19 protein-coding genes are annotated in these 18,599 nt (G+C 54.6%); 14 read left to right on the top strand and 5 right to left on the bottom strand.

What is annotated here, in order from left to right:
- The first annotated feature begins 33 nt into the window (after window positions 1-33).
- From bioA to H7R58_RS07310, 12 genes are all read left to right on the top strand, one after another.
- Window positions 34-1,323 carry an adenosylmethionine--8-amino-7-oxononanoate transaminase gene (gene bioA / locus H7R58_RS07365; RefSeq protein WP_106924596.1) on the top strand — a complete coding sequence of 430 codons (1,290 nt, stop codon included), beginning with the start codon at window positions 34-36 and terminating at the stop codon, window positions 1,321-1,323.
- Between the two features lie 70 nt (window positions 1,324-1,393).
- Entirely contained in the window at window positions 1,394-1,870 is a 477-nt protein-coding gene (locus tag H7R58_RS07360) for a kinase inhibitor (protein WP_182934686.1), read from the top strand.
- Window positions 1,871-2,325: 455 nt separating this feature from the next.
- Window positions 2,326-4,296, top strand: coding sequence for a PTS mannitol transporter subunit IICBA (locus H7R58_RS07355; protein WP_106924598.1), 1,971 nt, complete (start codon window positions 2,326-2,328; stop codon window positions 4,294-4,296).
- A 52-nt stretch (window positions 4,297-4,348) separates the two neighbouring features.
- Window positions 4,349-5,500: a mannitol-1-phosphate 5-dehydrogenase gene (locus H7R58_RS07350; RefSeq protein ID WP_182934685.1), complete on the top strand. Its 1,152-nt coding sequence runs from the start codon at window positions 4,349-4,351 to the stop codon at window positions 5,498-5,500.
- A gap of 171 nt (window positions 5,501-5,671) precedes the next feature.
- Window positions 5,672-6,229, top strand: coding sequence for an MltR family transcriptional regulator (locus H7R58_RS07345; protein WP_223878907.1), 558 nt, complete (start codon window positions 5,672-5,674; stop codon window positions 6,227-6,229).
- A 195-nt stretch (window positions 6,230-6,424) separates the two neighbouring features.
- Window positions 6,425-7,708, top strand: coding sequence for a putative acyl-CoA thioester hydrolase (locus H7R58_RS07340; protein WP_182929259.1), 1,284 nt, complete (start codon window positions 6,425-6,427; stop codon window positions 7,706-7,708).
- 201 nt (window positions 7,709-7,909) lie between these two features.
- The gene (locus H7R58_RS07335; RefSeq protein WP_182929260.1) at window positions 7,910-8,659 is read left to right on the top strand and encodes a GntR family transcriptional regulator; all 750 of its coding nucleotides are present in this window, start codon (window positions 7,910-7,912) and stop codon (window positions 8,657-8,659) included.
- A gap of 71 nt (window positions 8,660-8,730) precedes the next feature.
- Window positions 8,731-10,110, top strand: a complete 1,380-nt coding sequence (locus H7R58_RS07330; RefSeq protein ID WP_106924603.1) for a family 4 glycosyl hydrolase — start codon at window positions 8,731-8,733, stop codon at window positions 10,108-10,110.
- Window positions 10,110-10,832, top strand: a complete 723-nt coding sequence (locus H7R58_RS07325; RefSeq protein WP_182934684.1) for a 6-phosphogluconolactonase — start codon at window positions 10,110-10,112, stop codon at window positions 10,830-10,832. The genes H7R58_RS07330 and H7R58_RS07325 overlap by 1 nt, the downstream gene beginning before the upstream one ends.
- The gene (locus H7R58_RS07320; protein WP_106924605.1) at window positions 10,829-11,131 is read left to right on the top strand and encodes a PTS lactose/cellobiose transporter subunit IIA; all 303 of its coding nucleotides are present in this window, start codon (window positions 10,829-10,831) and stop codon (window positions 11,129-11,131) included. Before H7R58_RS07325 ends, H7R58_RS07320 begins: the two co-directional genes overlap by 4 nt.
- Window positions 11,132-11,144: 13 nt before the next feature.
- Complete coding sequence (locus H7R58_RS07315) at window positions 11,145-11,504, top strand: PTS sugar transporter subunit IIB (RefSeq protein WP_182929263.1); 360 nt, start codon at window positions 11,145-11,147, stop codon at window positions 11,502-11,504.
- Window positions 11,501-12,808: a PTS sugar transporter subunit IIC gene (locus H7R58_RS07310; RefSeq protein ID WP_182929264.1), complete on the top strand. Its 1,308-nt coding sequence runs from the start codon at window positions 11,501-11,503 to the stop codon at window positions 12,806-12,808. The genes H7R58_RS07315 and H7R58_RS07310 overlap by 4 nt, the downstream gene beginning before the upstream one ends.
- Before the next feature lie 43 nt (window positions 12,809-12,851).
- Here H7R58_RS07310 and pgl read toward each other — a convergent pair whose 3' ends face one another.
- Window positions 12,852-13,847: a 6-phosphogluconolactonase gene (pgl, locus tag H7R58_RS07305; protein WP_182929265.1), complete on the bottom strand. Its 996-nt coding sequence runs from the start codon at window positions 13,845-13,847 to the stop codon at window positions 12,852-12,854.
- A 117-nt stretch (window positions 13,848-13,964) separates the two neighbouring features.
- Here pgl and H7R58_RS07300 point away from each other — a divergent pair, with 117 nt between their 5' ends.
- Entirely contained in the window at window positions 13,965-14,783 is an 819-nt protein-coding gene (locus H7R58_RS07300) for a pyridoxal phosphatase (RefSeq protein ID WP_182928310.1), read from the top strand.
- Here H7R58_RS07300 and modC read toward each other — a convergent pair whose 3' ends face one another.
- The 4 genes from modC to H7R58_RS07280 form a co-directional block, all read right to left on the bottom strand.
- Entirely contained in the window at window positions 14,784-15,842 is a 1,059-nt protein-coding gene (gene modC, locus H7R58_RS07295; protein WP_182929266.1) for a molybdenum ABC transporter ATP-binding protein ModC, read from the bottom strand.
- Between the two features lie 3 nt (window positions 15,843-15,845).
- Complete coding sequence (gene modB / locus H7R58_RS07290) at window positions 15,846-16,535, bottom strand: molybdate ABC transporter permease subunit (RefSeq protein ID WP_182929267.1); 690 nt, start codon at window positions 16,533-16,535, stop codon at window positions 15,846-15,848.
- A complete protein-coding gene (gene modA / locus H7R58_RS07285) occupies window positions 16,535-17,308 on the bottom strand; it encodes a molybdate ABC transporter substrate-binding protein (protein ID WP_106924619.1) in 774 nt (257 codons plus the stop codon). The genes modB and modA overlap by 1 nt, the downstream gene beginning before the upstream one ends.
- 176 nt (window positions 17,309-17,484) lie before the next feature.
- Window positions 17,485-17,634, bottom strand: a complete 150-nt coding sequence (locus tag H7R58_RS07280) for an AcrZ family multidrug efflux pump-associated protein (RefSeq protein WP_072129149.1) — start codon at window positions 17,632-17,634, stop codon at window positions 17,485-17,487.
- A 130-nt stretch (window positions 17,635-17,764) separates the two neighbouring features.
- Here H7R58_RS07280 and modE point away from each other — a divergent pair, with 130 nt between their 5' ends.
- Window positions 17,765-18,553, top strand: a complete 789-nt coding sequence (gene modE, locus H7R58_RS07275; RefSeq protein WP_106924620.1) for a molybdenum-dependent transcriptional regulator — start codon at window positions 17,765-17,767, stop codon at window positions 18,551-18,553.
- Window positions 18,554-18,599 lie beyond the last annotated feature (46 nt).

Below are 18,599 nucleotides of genomic sequence, written 5' to 3'. Positions count from 1 at the left end.
CTAAAACTTTTCAAAATGGTTTACAAGTCGATTATGACAACGGACGATCTCGCCTTTGATAGCCGCCACATCTGGCATCCCTATACCTCCATGACCACTCCGTTACCGGTTTATCCGGTGGTTTCTGCCGAAGGCTGCGAACTGCAGCTGGCCGACGGCGAACGCCTGGTTGACGGTATGTCATCGTGGTGGGCGGCGATTCACGGCTACAATCACCCGCGCCTGAACGCGGCGATGAAAACGCAGATTGACCAGATGTCGCATGTGATGTTTGGCGGCATTACCCACCCTGCTGCCGTGGCGCTGTGCCGTAAACTGGTCGCGATGACCCCCGCGCCGCTGGAGTGCGTTTTCCTTGCTGACTCTGGCTCCGTTGCGGTCGAAGTCGCGATGAAAATGGCGTTGCAGTACTGGCAGGCCAAAGGCGAGCCGCGCCAGCGTTTCCTCACCTTCCGTAACGGCTACCACGGTGACACTTTTGGCGCGATGTCGGTGTGCGATCCGGATAACTCCATGCACAGTCTGTGGAAGGGCTATCTGCCGGAGAACCTGTTTGCACCCGCACCGCACAGCCGCTTTGACGGCGAATTTGACGAATACGATATGGTGGCGTTTGCCCGCCTGATGGCCGCACATCGCCATGAAATTGCGGCAGTGATCCTCGAACCGGTCGTGCAGGGCGCAGGGGGCATGCGGATGTACCATCCTGAGTGGCTGAAGCGGATCCGTAAAATGTGCGACCGGGAGGGAATTTTGCTGATTGCTGACGAAATCGCCACCGGATTTGGCCGCACCGGCAAGCTTTTCGCCTGCGAACATGCGGGCATCAGCGCCGATATTCTGTGCCTGGGCAAAGCGTTAACCGGCGGAACGATGACGCTGTCAGCGGCCATCACTACCCGCGAGGTGGCCGAAACCATCAGCAACGGCGAAGCCGGCTGCTTTATGCATGGGCCGACCTTTATGGGCAACCCGCTGGCCTGCGCCGTGGCTGCCGAAAGTCTGGCGCTGCTGGAAAGCGGCGAATGGCAAACGCAGGTCGCCGCCATCGAGCGACAGCTTAAGCGCGAACTGGCCCCTGCTGCCGATGCACCGCTGGTTGCCGATGTGCGTGTACTGGGTGCTATTGGCGTCGTGGAAACGCGCTACCCGGTGAACATGGCCCAGCTTCAGCGTTTCTTCGTGGAGCAAGGCGTGTGGATTCGCCCGTTTGGCCGCCTTATTTATCTGATGCCGCCGTACCTCATCACCACGCAGCAGCTGACGCGCCTGACCCGTGCGGTCTGCCTCGCCGTCGAGCAGGAAACATTTTTTATCCAATAAGCTGCGGTAATCTGCGCGGCTAACCGCTACACTCCTTGGTTAATCAGTAGATTAACCAAGGAGGCAGTTGATGAAATTAGTCAGCCACGACCTGCGTGACGGCGAGAAACTCCCCCAGCGCCAGGTGTTCAACGGGATGGGCTACGACGGCGAAAACCTTTCACCGCATCTGGCATGGGATGACGTGCCGGCGGGGACCAAAAGCTTTGTTGTGACCTGCTTCGACCCGGACGCGCCAACCGGCTCGGGCTGGTGGCACTGGATTGTTGCCAACCTGCCAGCGGACACCCGCGAACTGCCCACCGGCGCTGGCTCTGGTCTGGTCGGCCTGCCCGCCGGCGCGCTGCAAACCCGCACCGATTTTGGTAAAGCAGGCTATGGTGGCGCAGCACCACCGAAAGGCGAAACTCACCGCTATATCTTTACCGTCCACGCGCTGGACGTAGATAAGATAGACGTCGATGAAGGTGCAAGCGGCGCAATGGTCAGCTTTAACGTCCATTTCCATAGTTTGGGCAGCGCATCGCTGACCGCGCTTTTTAGCTAATCTCACGGCCTATACTTTGAGCCCCGCAGGGAAACCTCGCGGGGCTTTTTTATGCCGACAGCCGCACGGTGTAATTTTCTGACGAAAAAACGATGAACCAGGAGAGTCAAAAGACGGGGCGAGAAGAAGGTAAAATTATCTTGTGAATATGATCACAATTCAAAAACAAACACACCAACACAAAAAGTGATTTTAGTCACAAAAATAAGCTCAACATGCGCGATATTTTAACTTTGTAGCCGACTTACAGGCTTTTTATGTGACGAGCATCACCAAAAACACCCTTTAATCGGCCCCATGATAGTGACGCAGATCACAAACACCCCCTGGGGTACGCGAGACGAAAACGGCGTGATAGAGTCGATTTTGCATACAGAACGACTGGATGGTTTTTGGCGAAACCACCACAACTATTACGCGCGCAACATCTAACGCGCACCACAAGGGGTGTTTTTATGTTATCACCAGATATCAAGGTCAAGGTACAGAATTTTGGCCGCTTCCTCAGCAATATGGTGATGCCCAATATTGGCGCATTCATTGCCTGGGGTTTGATTACCGCACTGTTTATTCCTACCGGCTGGCTGCCGAATGAGACGCTGGCCAAACTGGTCGGCCCGATGATCACCTATCTGCTGCCGCTGCTCATCGGCTACACCGGCGGTCGCCTGATTGGCGGCGAGCGCGGCGGCGTCGTTGGCGCAATTACTACCATGGGCGTGATCGTCGGTGCCGATATGCCGATGTTTATGGGAGCCATGATTGCCGGGCCGTTGGGCGGCTGGGCAATCAAACGCTTTGACCGCTGGGTCGACGGTAAGATCAAAAGCGGCTTTGAGATGCTGGTGAACAACTTCTCCGCCGGGATTATCGGCATGCTGCTGGCAATGCTCTCCTTCCTGGCCATCGGGCCAATGGTCGAGCTGCTGTCTAAAGCACTCGCGACCGGCGTCAACGTGATGGTACAGAACAACCTGCTGCCGTTAACCTCGATCTTTGTCGAACCGGCGAAAATTCTGTTCCTCAATAATGCGATCAACCACGGCATTTTCTCACCGCTGGGCATTCAGCAGGCAACGGAAACCGGCAAGTCTATCTTCTTCCTGATTGAAGCCAACCCGGGTCCGGGTCTGGGTATTCTGCTGGCATACATGTTCTTCGGTAAAGGCAGCGCCAAGCAGTCGGCAGGCGGTGCAGCGATCATTCACTTCTTCGGCGGTATTCACGAAATTTATTTCCCATACGTGCTGATGAACCCGCGTTTAATTCTGGCGGTCATTCTTGGCGGCATGACCGGCGTCTTTACCCTGACGCTGTTCAACGCAGGCCTGGTTTCCCCGGCCTCTCCGGGCTCTATCTTTGCGGTGCTGCTGATGACGCCGAAAGCGTCGCTGATTGGCGTAGTACTGTCGATTCTGGCGTCAACGCTGGTCTCTTTCCTCACGGCCTCGATGCTGCTTAAACGCGTTCGCGTGGGTGATGAAGAGAGCAACGGCCTGGCGGAAGCCACCCGCCGTATGCAGAGCCTGAAACAGCAGTCTAAAACCGGCGGCAAACCGTCTGGCGAAATCCCGCAGCCGGCGCTGGATCTGGCGAAAGATTTGCACCACGTGCGTAAAATTATCGTAGCCTGCGATGCCGGAATGGGCTCGAGCGCCCTTGGTGCAGGCGTACTGCGCAAAAAGGTGAAGGATGCTGGTCTGAACCATATTTCGGTGACCAACTGCGCCATCAATAGCCTGCCGGAGGATGTCGACCTGGTCATCACCCACCAGGACCTTACCGAACGCGCCATGCGCTTTGCGCCGCAGGCGATGCATATGTCGCTGAGCAACTTCCTCGACAGCGGCCTGTACACCGATCTCACCACCCGTCTGCTGGCCGCGAAGCTACCGCCCGCAGCCAACGATAGCCGACTGATTAATCAGACCATTATCGCCGCCAACGACGATGCATTCACGCCTGGCGAGCGCGAGGAAAACCTGTTTAAGCTCAGCGCCGATAACATTTTCCTCAACCTGACCGCCGCCAATAAAGAACAGGCCATTCGTTTTGCTGGCGAAATGCTGGTATCCGGCGGCTACGTCGAGCCGGATTACGTTGACGCCATGCTGGCGCGGGAAGCGTTAACCACCACCTACCTCGGAGAGTCCATTGCCGTGCCGCACGGCACCGTAGAAGCCAAAGACCGCGTGCTGCGCACCGGGATTGTTATTTGCCAGTACCCGCAGGGCGTCCGCTTTGGCGATGAACCGGACGATATCGCCCGCCTGGTCATCGGCATTGCCGCACGCAACAACGAGCACGTTCAGGTTATCGCCCGTCTGGCCAACGCGCTGGACGATAAGGACGTGATTGAGCGCCTGGCGCAAACCACCAGCGTCCAGGAGATTTTACAACTCCTGTCCGGCGAGCAAGCGGCATAAGGTCTCGGGGGCCTCAGCCCCCGGCTACGGATTTTTTTCGAGGTAAACAGCAATGAAAGCAATTCATTTTGGCGCAGGGAATATTGGCCGCGGCTTTATCGGTAAACTGCTGGCGGACGCCCAGGCGGAGCTCACCTTCGCCGATGTTAATCAACCGCTGGTCGATCAGCTGGCGCACCAGCAGCATTATCAGGTCAACGTAGTGGGTGAAAATGCGCGCGTCGAGCAGGTCAGCCGCATTAGCGCCATCTACAGTAACAGCCCGGACGCTATCGCGCAGATTGCGCAGGCCGATATCATCACCACCGCCGTAGGCCCGCAGGTGCTCAGCAAAATCGCCAGCACCCTGGCCCAGGGGTTGATCGCCCGCTTTGAGCGCGGCAACGCGCAGCCGATGAATATTATCGCCTGCGAAAACATGGTGCGCGGTACCAGCCAGCTCAAGCAGCACGTGCTGCAGGCAATGCCCATCGCGCTGCACGGGTGGGTGGAAGAACACATTGGCTTTGTCGATTCGGCGGTCGATCGCATCGTACCACCGGGGACCGCGGCAAACGACGATCCACTGGACGCCACCGTTGAAACCTTCAGCGAGTGGATCGTCGACAGCACCCAGTTCAAGGGGGCGCTACCGGAGATTGCCGGTATGGAACCCACCAGCAATCTGATGGCCTACATCGAACGTAAACTGTTCACGCTCAACACCGGTCACGCTATCACGGCCTACCTTGGTCAACTGGCCGGCTACCGGACCATTCGCGAGTCCATTCTGGACCCGGCTATTCGTGAGGTGGTGAAAAACGCCATGACCGAAAGCGGCGACGTGCTGATTAAGCGCTACGCCTTCGATTCGCAGCAGCATGCCGCCTACATCGACAAAATTCTGACCCGCTTCGAAAACCCGTACCTGCACGATGAGGTCGAACGCGTAGGCCGTCAGCCGCTGCGTAAATTGAGCGAGAACGATCGCTTAATCAAACCGCTGCGCGGCACGCTGGAGTACGCGCTGCCGAACCGGCACCTGATAATCGGCATTGCCGCCGCGTTACGCTATCGCAGCCACCAGGACCCGCAGGCGCAAGAAATGGCAAACCTGCTGGAGGAAAAAGGGGTAACAAGCACGGTTAATCAGGTTTGTGGGCTGCATGACCAGCCAGAGCTTGTCGCACAGATCGTGAATGTGTATAACGCCATGCAACGTTAACGACGATGTCACCCCATAGGACAGGCGCGGCTGCCGTAGGCGGCCGCTGCCGATAAGAAGGGTAAAATGAAACTGAATCGCCTGCGCATGAACGCGCAACCCGAAAGCGAAAAGCCACACCCAAAGGACTCGGCTCCAGAGAAGCCACCATTTGCAAAAAGCAACGCAACGATGATGGCCCCAATGGACGACGCACACCTTAATCAGAATCAGGCGGTGGAAAACCGCATCCTGGAGCGGCTGAACGCCCGCCAGACGTTGACCGGTTTTATTCAGACCGCCGTCGGGCTGCTGTCCGAAGCGGTGGATCAGCTCATCCTCCAGGCCTTTCGTAAAGATGATTACGCCGTTAAATACGCGGTAGAGCCGCTGCTGGAAGGCAGCGGGCCGCTGGCAAACCTGCCGGTGCGGCTCAAGCTTATCTACGCTCTGGGCGTGATCAGCCGCGATGAATACGAAGACGTCGAACTGCTGCTGGCGCTGAATAACGAGCTGGCGCATGAGAACAAAATCTACAGCTTTACCGACGATGAAATCCTGGGCCCTATCAATATGCTGCACTGCATGACAGCACTCCCGCCGCCGCCTACGCTACACCTGCCGGAAGACGTGGTTGATGATGCGCTAAGAACCATGCAGGAACAGCGCTATCAGCAGATGGTCCGCTCAACGCTGGTGCTCAGCATTACGGATTTAGTGACCAGTCTGGCGCATAAGAAAGCGTTTTAAACGCTGTCGACAGCGGATGGATAATACCCGTAATAGGGCCCTCGCCTTTGCCATCCGCAGTTCTTTGCTTTTCGTTGACATAAGTCGGCAAAAAACCGGCGTTTTTTTTATCAGCGCATCTTCCCGTTTCGCTCAACTTAGTATAAAAAGGCTGCTTTTACAGGATTCTCTTTCACTTACTTAGCCTGGAGCAACATGAACACTTTCTCGGTTTCTCGTCTGGCGCTGGCATTGGCTTTTGGCGTGACACTGACGGCTTGCAGCTCAACCCCTGCGGATCAGCGTCCGTCCGATCAGACCGCGCCTGGGACCTCTTCCCGCCCGGTGCTGTCGACAGATGAAGCGCAAAACTTTACCGCCGCGCGTTACTTCGCTTCGCTTGACCCTAACGCTGCAGCCTGGTCGCCGTCGTCTATCGCCGTGCCGGCGAAAGCAGACTTCGTGGTTGGCCCGGCCGGTACCCAGGGCGTGACGCACACCAGCATTCAGGCCGCCGTTGATGCCGCTATCGCGCGCCACAGCAGCTCACGCATCTATATTGCCGTGCTGCCAGGTGAGTATCAGGGCACCGTTTATGTGCCGGCCGCTCCGGGCAGCCTGACCATCTACGGTACCGGCGAGAAAGCGATTGATGTCAAAATCGGTCTGGCCATCGATTCTGAAATCGACCCGGCAAGCTGGCGTAAGCTGGTTAACCCAGGCGGTAAATACATGCCGGGCAAACCGGCGTGGTACATGTTTGACAGCTGCCAGAGCAAGCGCAGCGCCACGATTGGCGTCATGTGCTCGGCAGTCGTCTGGTCGCAGAACAACGGTCTGCAGCTGCAAAACCTGACGATTCAAAATACCCTGGGCGACAGCGTCGATGCCGGGACTCACCAGGCGGTCGCGCTGCGTACCGATGGCGATAAAACCCAGCTTAACAACGTCAATGTGCTGGGCCGTCAGAATACGTTCTTCGTCACCAACAGCGGTGTTGATAACCGTCTGCAGAACAATCGCCAGACCCGTACGCTGGTCAGCAACAGCTACCTCGAAGGCGATGTGGATATCGTTTCCGGCCGCGGCGCGGTGGTGTTCGACAACACCGATTTCCGCGTAGTGAACTCGCGTACCCAGCAGGAAGGCTATGTCTTCGCACCGGCGACGTCATCCAACATCTTCTACGGTTTCCTCGCCACTAACAGCCGCTTCACCGCTTCCGGTGACGGCGTAGCGCAGCTGGGCCGCTCGCTCGACGTCGACAGCAACACCAACGGCCAGGTCGTGATCCGCGATAGCGTGATTAACGAAGGCTTTAACGTCGCGAAACCATGGGCTGACGCCGCCGTTTCTAAACGTCCGTTCAGCGGCAACACCGGCGCGCAGGACGAAAAAGGTCAGCTGAAGCGCGACCTCAACGACCGTAACTTCAACCGCATGTGGGAATACAACAACCGCGGCGTGGGAAGTCATATCGTGGCCGAGCCGAAGAAATAATCCGCCATCAATAGAAAAAGGCCCATGACATCATGGGCCTTTTTTATATCTGAAGCTTTAACGGAATCAACTAACGCATTGTTTTAAAAGAAAAAAACTTAAAAAATAACGCTGTACTGTGACAGCGATAACATCATGACAATGAGAGATCATGACATCCTTACAACATCAAAGCTCAGGTCTTGTTAAGGATGTCGTGCAATGAAGATCAATAAAAAAAGCAAATTGCCCATGTATGCGCAGCTCTTTGAAATTGTCACGCAGAAAATTAACGCTGGCGAACTCAAGGCGGGCCAACAATTACCTTTTGAGCGAGAATTATGCTTGCAGTATGAAATCAGCCGCACTACCGTGCGCCAGGCGATGGCCGAGCTGGAAAAAGAAGGGTTTATCAAAAAAATACACGGCAAAGGTATTTTTGTTCGCGAGCAAGCGGTGAAGCAAAGCCTCATTACCGTTTATAGTTTTCATGAAGAAATGATGCGTTTAAATAAAACGCCAGGCACCACCCTGCTCCACTTCAGTCTGACCAGCGCGCCAACGCGGATCGCGCAAAAACTGAATACTGAAAATCCTGTTTATCATATTATTCGTCTACGCTCCGCCGACTATGAGCCTATCTTATATGAAGAAACCTATCTTACTAGTGTTCTTTTCCCTGAGCTAACGCAGGAGGATATTGAAACGTGTGGTTTATATAATGCTATAAAAGAAAAGTATAACATTTCCGTTCGCCGGGCGATTGATACATTTAGAGCGATAAATATTAAACCAGATATTGCCAGACATCTGAATGAAACTCCTGGTGCGCCTGGCTTGCAGATTGAGCGCATTGCATTTTTAGATAATACACCAATTGAATACACCGTCGAAATAGCTCGCGGTAGTCAATTCGAATACACCATTGAATTACAAGGCGTGACGCTGAACTCATCAATTACAGCTGTTTGATCAATTCCTGCTCACACGCCTTTTTAATAAGCCGTTAATTAATTTAACCGTATTATAAAGGAGTGACCTGAATGAAATTAACCGTATTAGGCGGTGGCGGCGTTCGCGCGCCATATCTTGCCAAGACGTTAGCATTACAGTCAAAGCAGCTCGCACTGACTGAAATATGCTTTATGGATATTAACGAAGAGAAACTGACTATTTATGGCGGGCTTGCCCGGGCTATTGCAAAGAAAATAAATCCTGATTTAACGATTTCCCTGACCACCAGCCCACGGACTGCACTGACCGACGCAAATTATGTTATCACCACGCTACGCGTTGAAGGGGATGCCGGGCGCGTTTTTGATGAAAAACTGGCTCAGAAATACAATATTCTGGGCCAGGAAACCACCGGCATTGGCGGATTTGCGATGGCCCTGCGATCCATTCCTGTCTTAAAAGAGTATCTCGAACTGGCCCGCCAGGTTTCCGCCAAAGGGGTACTGTTCTTCAATTTCACCAACCCATCAGGGCTGGTTACCCAGGCGTTGATTAATGCCGGTTACGACAATGTTTATGGCATTTGTGATGGCCCTGCGAGCTTCATGCGTGAAATAGCAAAACTGCTGGACGTCGACATTATGCGTTTCTCAGCAACCTGCTATGGTCTGAATCATCTCTCGTTCTACCGCGATTTCACCGTCGACGGTAAAGACGTCAGCGCGCAGATCCTGGCCCATCAGCAGTTGTTCAAAGAGACGGAGATGAAGCTGTTCGACGAAGCAACCATCGACGTTTTACAACAAGAGCTCCCCAATGAGTATCTCTACTTTTATTTCAACCATCAGGCCATTATTACCTCGATAGCTCGCCACGGTTGCGCGCGCGGTGAGACGATTCAAAACATTAATCAGCGGATGCTGGACGAGCTGCGCGCGAATCAATCAGCCAGTATAGAGCAGCAATTTGCTATTTTTGCGCACCATCTGCTGGAGCGAGAAAACTCTTACTTTGCGATTGAAAGCGACGGCCGCCGGGATAACCACTATAAAGCACTCAGCCTCCCGGAGTTTATTGCCGCTCCAGATACCGGCGGCTACTCGGGAATCGCGCTGAATATTATCAGGGGATTACAGAATAAACCTGCGTGGCCAATGACGATTCTGGTGAAAAACAACGACAGCATCCGCCAGTTGCATCCCGATGATGTCATTGAGATAACCTGCGATATGCATGACGGCAAAATAATGCCGCGACGCGTCGACGATCTGCCGGCCTATCAGAGCCACATCATCAGTACGATCAAACGCTTTGAAAACCTGACGATTCACGCGATTGAGCAGCGTTGTAAAAAGAGCGCAATTCGGGCGCTCATGGTACATCCGCTGATTAATGACTACACCATCGCCACGCAGATTCTCAATGAGCTACTCGCCGAATATCAGGCCTACACCGGGGAGTGGCGCTAATGGAACTGGCGATATGTTCTCAACAGCAGTTTTCCCGCGTGCTCGGCGACGCCATCATTGATGCTCTTCAGCAAGAAGGCACCGTATGCCTGGCTTCGGGCGATACGCCTCAGCGAGCCTATCAGTACGTTGCCGCAGAATATCAACGTCGCCGCTTCCCGCTGCGCGCAACGCTCGTTGGGCTTGATGAGTGGGTCGGGCTCGGTCAGCAGGATGAAGGCAGCTGCCAGTACGCAATGCATCACGACCTGTATCAACATTTAGCGCTGCGCCCCGGCCAACTCCAGCAGTTCGACGCTACGCATACCGGAGAGGCGTTGGAACACGAGTGCCACCGCATAAACCAGCTGCTGGCCGAACGGCCGCTGCGCCTGACGCTACTCGGGATAGGTCAGAATGGCCATCTTGGTCTCAATGAGCCCGGCAGCGCATTCAACTCGCTGGCGCACATATCCAACCTTAGCGAAACAACCATTCGCGTTGCACAGAAGTATTTCCCGACAGCCACCCGCCTGCATCAGGGCATTACGCTTGGCATTGGTAATATTCTTGCCAGTGAACACATTATCATTGCCGCTAGCGGCGCGCATAAACGCAATATTGTGCAGCGCCTGCTGTTTACGCCCCCGAACGAAAACTTCCCGGCCACCAGCTTAAAACAGCACGCCAATACGCTACTGCTGCTGGATGATGCCGTGTTTAACGTGGAGAGTATTCTATGACCGACGAACAACGGTGGTTCAGCATTATAGCCTGCGCCGGAGAAAGCTTTTCGCAGCTTAATGCCGCGTTACAGGCCGCTAAAAGCGGCGATATCACGCAGGCTGAGGCTTATTTTCACGAATCGGAAGTTAACCTTCAGCGGGCCCATCATATTCAAAGTGAATCGTTACAAGGGGAAATCAGCGGCCAACCGATCGCATTTTCTCTGCTTTTTGTTCATGCCCAGGATCATTTAATGAACGTCCTGCTGGCGCAGAATATTTATCGCGAATTTATCGAACTGTATAAAAATAAATAATCGAGGCCCCAATATGAACTATCAGAATTTATCCATTCTTCTCGTCTGTAACCTCGGAGCATCGACTAGCGTGATGGTGAGTAAAATGCGCGAGGTTGTCGATAACAGTGAAGTACTGAAAGGCCAGAATATTCGTATCGATGCCCGCAGCGCTGGCGATCTAAATACCTATATCGCTGATTACGATTTGGTGATGGTCGGCCCGCAGATGAAGCATAAATTTCCCGAGCTTGCGGCCATCGCCGGGAAATATGCTAAACCCATTGAAGTTATCGACAGCCAGGCCTACGGGCTTGCTGATGGCGCATTAATATTGAAACAAGCACTCTATTTATATCATCTTAATCGGCCTGCCAAGGAAGGTGTAAAATGACAGCCTCACAGCCGTTTCTCAAGAAATTTGAGCAACACATGGTCTATATTGCAACCCGGATTGAGCAGAATCGTTTTATCTCATCGATAAAAAATGGAATGATTAGCTTAATGGCGATTCTGATGGTAGGTTCCATCAGCTTAATCATTACGGGGTTAGGCAGTTTGTTTTCCCCCGATACGGCTATCAGCCATGTTTTTGCGCAATACGGGGCTTTATTTCAACTGCCTTTTACCTATACCTTCGGTCTGCTTTCGGTTTATTGTGCCATTACCATTAGCTACCACCACACGCAAAAAATCAACGTTGCCCCCCTTTACCCCATTATCAGTTCGGTGATGGTAACGATGATTCTGAACAGCAAGATTGTTGAGGGTAATATTAATATTGCGTTTTTAGACTCTCGCGGCCTGTTCGTTGCCATTATTGCCTCACTGGCAACCGTGGAATTTATTAGCTGGGCCTATCGCAAGAAAATCACCATCCGCATCGGCGGATTGCCAGATATGATTGCCAAAACCTTCGAATCAATATCCCCTTTGCTTTTTGTCGTTATAGCAGCCTGCGCAATGACCATTACCAGCCAGAGCCTGTTCAACCAGCAGATTGTGCCCGAACTGTTCACGACTGCGGTGGCGCCGGCCGTCAGTGGCATCGATTCCGTCTGGGGGGTCTTCATCATCATTCTGCTGGAGATGATTTTCTGGTTTTTCGGCCTCAACGGTTACGCGATTCTCATCGGTTTTACGCTGCCATTTATGACGCAATACCTGTCGCTGAATGCAGCAAACTTTGCGCAGGGCCTGCCGACGGAACACGTATTTACCGAAGGCTGGTGGGGCGCATTTGCCGCCTGTACGGGCTCAGGGATTACCGGTGCCATCGCCCTTCTTGGCTTAATGAGCAGAGCACCGCAGCTGAAGGCGGCAGGGAAAGCAGCCATCGTCCCCTCTCTGTTTGGTATTTCTGAACCGGTGGTCTACGGTTTTCCAATCGCCTTTAACCCTTACTTTTTCTTTCCGTTCGTGCTCGGGACACCGATCCTGGCGTCACTGACGTATTTAGTTTTCGACATGGGCTTTGTTGGCGGGCCGGTGGCCCAGGTTGGCGGAATACCAACACCTATTGCCCAGTACTTTATCACGATGGACTGGCGTGCGCCGATCGTCGCGGTACTGGTGATTCTGGCGGGATTATTGATGTATTACCCATTTTTTAAGATGTATGAACGCAGCATTCTCAACAAAGAGAGTGAAATGCAGGCACAGCGGGATAAATATGATGCGTTGAATCTGGACTTCTGATGACGTAAACCACCTGCGCAAGCAGGTGGTTTAACCGCCACGATTAGTGCGCGTACACCACCACCCACATCGGGCCCTGCCCTACGGCATAGCGCCCTTTTTCCTGTAGCAACCCTTGCTCACCGGCAATTTCATACACCGCAATGTGATGCGATTTCTGCCCAGCGGCAATCAGGTATTTACCGCTGTGATCGATATTGAAGCCACGCGGCTGGGTTTCGGTCGGCTGGAAGCCTTCCAGCGACAGTACGCTGCCATCTTCAGAGACGCTAAAGACGGTGATCAGGCTAGAGGTACGGTCGCAGGCGTACAGGTGACGGCCATCCGGAGTGATGTGGATATCCGCCGCCCAGCGCGTACCGGTGAAATCATGCGGCATCATATCCAGCGTCTGAACGCATTCGATTTTGCCGTACGGATCTTTCAGCTCCCACACATCAACGGTGCTGTTTAGCTCGTTGACGCAATAGCCATACTGCTCGTTCGGATGGAACACCATGTGACGCGGGCCCGCGCCCTCTACGGTGGTCACCTCCGCCGGCGTTTGCTCCGCCAGGAAGCCGTCGTCGCTGAGGGTAAACAGGCAGATACGATCCTGCTTCAGCGCCGGTACCCACAGGGTACGGTTATCCGGTGAGATATTCGCCGAGTGGCAGCCTCCCAGCCCTTCCACCACCGTCACGGTATCGCGCGGAAGACCGTCTTGCAGGCGAATCACCGCCACGTTGGCCTGGTTGTAAGAGGCGCTGAAGATAAAGTTGCCTTTACGATCGGTGGAAATGTGAGTCGGGCTACCCGGCAGCGGCGCTTCGGCAGCATAGGTCAACGCACCGTCGTCCGGTGCAATACGGTAGGCCAGCACGCGGAACTCCGGGCGCACGCCGACGTACAAATAGCGTTTATCAGGGCTGATGACCATCGGCTGCACCTGCCCCGGAACATCCACCACCTGGACCAGCTTCAGGCTGCCGTCATGGTTCAACGTCCAGACGTGGATCTGCTGGCTCTCGGGGCTGGCGGTATAAACGGTCTGTTTCATGAACACTCCTTTCTGAAAACACATAATTTGCGGCTATTTATCACACCATTTTGCCGCGCAGGTATCTCGGTGTACCATCCTGCACAGCAAATTTTCTCTTTAACGCGAGACAACATTATGACTGCACGTGTGATTGCCCTGGATCTGGACGGAACGCTCCTGACACCAAAGAAAACCTTACTGCCCTCTTCGCTGGAGGCGCTGAATCGCGCCAAAGCGGCAGGCTATCACTTAATGATCGTCACCGGTCGTCATCACGTTGCCATTCATCCTTTTTATCAGGCACTGGCGCTGGATACACCTGCAATTTGTTGTAATGGCACTTACTTGTATGATTATCAAGCGAAAAAAGTACTGGATGCCGATCCTATGCCGGTTGATAAAGCCCAGCAGCTGATCGCTTTGCTTGATGAACACAAGGTGCATGGCCTGATGTACGTCGACGATACCATGATGTACCAGTACCCAACCGGCCATGTGGTGCGAACCAGCAACTGGGCGCAGAGCTTGCCGGAGGCGCAGCGCCCGTCGTTTACCCAGGTCGACTCGCTGGCACAGGCGGCACGCGAGGTAAAAAACGTCTGGAAGTTTGCCCTGACCGATGAAGATGGCGAAAAACTGCAAAACTTTGCCAAGCACGTTGAACAGACGCTACAGCTGGAATGCGAGTGGTCGTGGCACGATCAGGTCGATATTGCGCGCCAGGGTAACAGCAAAGGTAACCGTCTGACGCAGTTCATCACCGCACAGGGCTGGTCGATGCGCGACGTGGTGGCCTTCGGTGATAACTTTAACGACATCAGTATGCTTGAAGCGGCCGGCACCGGCGTAGCGATGGGCAACGCGGATGACGCGGTGAAGGCGCGCGCTAACGTGGTGATCGGTGACAACACCACTGATGCTATCGCCGACTATATCAATACCCACCTGCTGTAATCAGGCGGTAATCGATACGCTCTTCACCTGCGCATAGAGCCACTGGCCTGGCTTCACCGCCAGGTCATCGCGGGCCCACGGGCTAATGCGCGCCCACAGCGTGCGGCCGCTGACGTCCAGCTGCACTTCGACCTGACCGTTGTCGTCATAGCACTGCTGGACTTTCGCATGCAGTACGTTGCGAATACTGGTGTGCGGCGAAGGCTGTAGCACCAGCGACACATCGGTTGCCTGAATACGCACGCGAACGGCGCTCTGCAGCGGCTTGTCGAGTTTATTCACCCAGATGTGCTGATCGCCCAGCGCCAGCGCCGTCATCGCGTAGTGCGGATGGTGTTCCAGCACCGTCACGCGCAGAATGCTGCTCTGCTGATCCTGCGGCAGCCACGGATGCATTACGCTGCTGCCCCACACCTCTTCCAGATTGCCAAACGCCTTCACCTTGCCGCCTTCCAGCACCAGCACCTTGTCAGCCAGGTGCAAAATTTCATCCAGCGAGTGGCTGACGTAGAGCATCGGTATATTGATCTCTCGCGCCAGACGCTGAAGATACGGCAGCAGCTCGCGCTTGCGCGGGATATCCAGCGAGGCCAGCGGCTCATCGAGCAACAGCAGCTCCGGCGCGGTCAGCAGCGCACGGCCAATCGCCACGCGCTGTTTTTCGCCGCCGGACAGGCTGCCCGGCAGCCGGTCGAGCAACGGCTCAATACCGAGCAACGAGACCAGCTTATCGAACTGCTCAGCCATGCTTTTTGCCATCCCATAGCGCAGATTGCCGCGTACCTTGTAATGCGGGAACAGGCGCGCATCCTGGAACACATAGCCGATGCGTCGTTTCTCCGGTGCCAGGCAAATTCCCCGTTCGGCATCATTCAGCACGCGGTCGTTGAGCACAATGCGCCCTTGCTGCGGCGTCGTCAGTCCGCTGATGGCGTTAATCAGGGAAGTTTTTCCCGCGCCCGAGACGCCGAAAACGGCGGTAATGCCGGAAGCCGGCAGCGATTCATTGATCTCCAGACAGTGCGTGCCCAGCGTCTGGCTAAAATTCAGCTCCAGCATGATTTACGTCCCCATCCTGCGGCGGCTAATGCCTGCCAGCCATTCGGAAATCATCAGGGAAATCAGCGCCAGTACGATAGAAATCAGACACAGACGCGCCGCAGCGCTTTCGCCGCCGGGGGTCTGAATCAGGGTATACATGGCCGAAGGAATGGTGCGTGTTTCGCCGGGAATATTCGACACAAAGGTGATCGTGGCACCAAACTCGCCGAGCGAGCGGGCAAACGCCAGTACGGTACCGACAATAATCCCCGGCAGCATCAACGGCAGCGTAATGGTACCAAATACCCGCCAGCGCCCCGCCCCTAAGGTGCGTGCCGCCTGTTCAAGCTTAACGTCGACGTTTTCCAGCGCCAGACGGATCGCCCTGACCATCAGCGGGAACGACATCACCGCCGCCGCAATCACCGCGCCGCGCCAGCTAAAAGCGAAGGTCAGGCCAAACCAGTCATACAACCAGCTACCGATAAAGCCTCGGCGGCCCATCGCTACCAGCAAAAGATACCCCACAACCACCGGCGGGAGCACCAGCGGGAGGTGAAGAAGCCCATCGAGCAGGGCTTTTCCGGGGAAGTTGCGCCGTACCAACAGCCAGGCAAAAAAAATCCCAAACGGCAGGCTAAATACCACAGCCAGGGAAGATACTTTCAGGCTCAGCATTACCGCCTGCCATTCGGGATCGGTCAATATCATTAGCGAGTCGTAAATCCGTAATGTTTAAAAATCTCAGACGCCTGCGGGCCTTTCAGATAATCATAGAACGCCGAGACGGTGGCATTTTTATGGCCATCGATAATGGCAATCGGGTATTCCACTTTCTGATGAGAGTCTTCCGGGAACGTGCCGACAACTTTAACACCTTTGCTGGCGACCGCGTCAGAACCGTACACAATACCCAACGGTGCTTCGTTGCGTTCCACCAGCGCCAGCGCGCCACGCACGTCTTCTGCCGGGGCCAGTTTCGACGACAGCGTTTCCCATGCGCCCAGCTTCTGCAGTGCTTCTTTCGCGTAGATGCCTGCCGGTACGTGATCCGGATCGCCTACCGCCAGACGGCCGCCTTTCAGCAGGCTGGTCCAGTTGGTTTTTGCATCGACAGTAATATCGCTCTGCTCGCTGGCCTTCGGCGCAACAACGACCAGGCTGTTGCCCAGCAGCGTTTCACGTGTCGCAGTATCAATCGCTTTTTTATCCACCGCATAGTCCATCCACTTCTGGTCAGCGGAGATAAACAGGTCTGCCGGCGCGCCGGCTTCAATCTGGCGAGCCAGCGTTGAGGAAGACGCAAAAGAGGAGACCACGTCTACGTTTTTCTCTTTCTTATAGGCCTTCGCAATATCCTGCATCGCATTCGTCAACGACGCCGCGGCGAAAACGGTAATCTTCGCGTCATCCGCCAGCGCGTGACCCACAACGGAAAGCGATAATGTCGCCCCTGCAAACAAGCGTAACCATGAACCTGCCATTTGAAACTCCTGTAAATGTCGTTATATAAAGTAAAATACAGCGAAGAGTATAGGGGTTTTCTGACATTAATGCATTACAGATACATCAACGATCGCAGCGTACAGGACTGATTATCGGCACAAAGGTGGGGAACTTGATAGCAAAACGCCCGGCGGAACCGGGCGTTTTTGAGGAATCAGTGGTTTTGCTGGCTTCTGTCTTTATGACCAACGCCGGAGAAGATGTTGAACACTTCACCCAGACCGTAAATTAACCCCAGGATGATAGCCATCACTACGGGTACCATGATTACGGCAAATACCAGACTTTTCAACAGCTCTAACATGGTTTACTCCATACAATGTGATGCCGCTATTGTAACCGGATAACGCAGAAAAACACGCCCTTTTGTGCGGTGAGCTTTGCGCAGGCTAACATTTGGGTCAGAATACCCTTTTTGACTCCAGGACACTGTTATGCAGGCTGAAATCCTTCTGACCCTTAAGCTCCAGCAGCGCCTGTTTGCCGATCCGCGCCGCATCTCGCTCCTCAAACAAATAGCACAGACCGGCTCAATCAGCCAGGGGGCCAAAAACGCCGGCATCAGCTACAAGAGCGCATGGGATGCCATTAACGAAATGAATCAGCTCAGCGAGCAGTCGCTGGTCGACCGCGCAACCGGCGGCAAAGGCGGCGGCGGCGCGGTGCTCACCCGCTACGGTCAGCGTCTGATTCAGCTCTACGATCTGCTGGCGCAAATTCAACAAAAAGCCTTTGATGTGCTGAGTGACGACGATGCGCTGCCGCTCGACAGCCTGCTGGCGGCTATCTCTCGCTTCTCGCTGCAAACCAGCGCTCGCAACCAGTGGTTTGGTACGGTTACCCGCCGTGACCACCAGCAGGTACAACAGCATGTCGATATTTTACTGGCTGATGGCACAACCCGTCTCAAGGTGGCGATTACCGCACAAAGCGGCGAGCGCCTGGGGCTCGATGAAGGTCAGGAAGTACTGGTGCTGCTGAAAGCGCCGTGGGTCAACGTCACTCGCGATCCCGCACTAGCCGCTGCCGCTGACAACCAGCTCGCCTGCCGTATTAGCCACATTCAGCGCGGCGCAGAGCAGTGCGAAGTTCTGATGGCGCTGCCCGACGGGCAAACCCTGTGCGCCACGCTGCCGCTTCAGGATGCCGAAACGCTGGAAGAAGGGAGCGATGTCACAGCATACTTCAATGCCGATCGCATCATTCTTGCTACGTTGTGCTGATGGCATTGACTTTGCGCTGAGGAAGACGTATCCCTGATGTATAACG

It is taken from the genome of Klebsiella sp. WP4-W18-ESBL-05 (assembly GCF_014169075.1).
Taxonomy (GTDB): domain Bacteria; phylum Pseudomonadota; class Gammaproteobacteria; order Enterobacterales; family Enterobacteriaceae; genus Kluyvera; species Kluyvera ascorbata_B.
The sequence above is the reverse complement of the archived record's forward strand: the minus strand, read 5'-3'. Positions and strand labels throughout refer to the sequence as shown.

Bases quoted from the DNA above. Each gene is read 5' to 3' on its own strand.
- bioA (WP_106924596.1), top strand. From the start codon at position 34: ATGACAACGGACGATCTCGCCTTTGATAGCCGCCACATCTGGCATCCC.
- H7R58_RS07360 (WP_182934686.1), top strand. From the start codon at position 1,394: ATGAAATTAGTCAGCCACGACCTGCGTGACGGCGAGAAACTCCCCCAG.
- H7R58_RS07355 (WP_106924598.1), top strand. From the start codon at position 2,326: ATGTTATCACCAGATATCAAGGTCAAGGTACAGAATTTTGGCCGCTTC.
- H7R58_RS07350 (WP_182934685.1), top strand. From the start codon at position 4,349: ATGAAAGCAATTCATTTTGGCGCAGGGAATATTGGCCGCGGCTTTATC.
- H7R58_RS07345 (WP_223878907.1), top strand. From the start codon at position 5,672: ATGATGGCCCCAATGGACGACGCACACCTTAATCAGAATCAGGCGGTG.
- H7R58_RS07340 (WP_182929259.1), top strand. From the start codon at position 6,425: ATGAACACTTTCTCGGTTTCTCGTCTGGCGCTGGCATTGGCTTTTGGC.
- H7R58_RS07335 (WP_182929260.1), top strand. From the start codon at position 7,910: ATGAAGATCAATAAAAAAAGCAAATTGCCCATGTATGCGCAGCTCTTT.
- H7R58_RS07330 (WP_106924603.1), top strand. From the start codon at position 8,731: ATGAAATTAACCGTATTAGGCGGTGGCGGCGTTCGCGCGCCATATCTT.
- H7R58_RS07325 (WP_182934684.1), top strand. From the start codon at position 10,110: ATGGAACTGGCGATATGTTCTCAACAGCAGTTTTCCCGCGTGCTCGGC.
- H7R58_RS07320 (WP_106924605.1), top strand. From the start codon at position 10,829: ATGACCGACGAACAACGGTGGTTCAGCATTATAGCCTGCGCCGGAGAA.
- H7R58_RS07315 (WP_182929263.1), top strand. From the start codon at position 11,145: ATGAACTATCAGAATTTATCCATTCTTCTCGTCTGTAACCTCGGAGCA.
- H7R58_RS07310 (WP_182929264.1), top strand. From the start codon at position 11,501: ATGACAGCCTCACAGCCGTTTCTCAAGAAATTTGAGCAACACATGGTC.
- pgl (WP_182929265.1), bottom strand. From the start codon at position 13,847: ATGAAACAGACCGTTTATACCGCCAGCCCCGAGAGCCAGCAGATCCAC.
- H7R58_RS07300 (WP_182928310.1), top strand. From the start codon at position 13,965: ATGACTGCACGTGTGATTGCCCTGGATCTGGACGGAACGCTCCTGACA.
- modC (WP_182929266.1), bottom strand. From the start codon at position 15,842: ATGCTGGAGCTGAATTTTAGCCAGACGCTGGGCACGCACTGTCTGGAG.
- modB (WP_182929267.1), bottom strand. From the start codon at position 16,535: ATGATATTGACCGATCCCGAATGGCAGGCGGTAATGCTGAGCCTGAAA.
- modA (WP_106924619.1), bottom strand. From the start codon at position 17,308: ATGGCAGGTTCATGGTTACGCTTGTTTGCAGGGGCGACATTATCGCTT.
- H7R58_RS07280 (WP_072129149.1), bottom strand. From the start codon at position 17,634: ATGTTAGAGCTGTTGAAAAGTCTGGTATTTGCCGTAATCATGGTACCC.
- modE (WP_106924620.1), top strand. From the start codon at position 17,765: ATGCAGGCTGAAATCCTTCTGACCCTTAAGCTCCAGCAGCGCCTGTTT.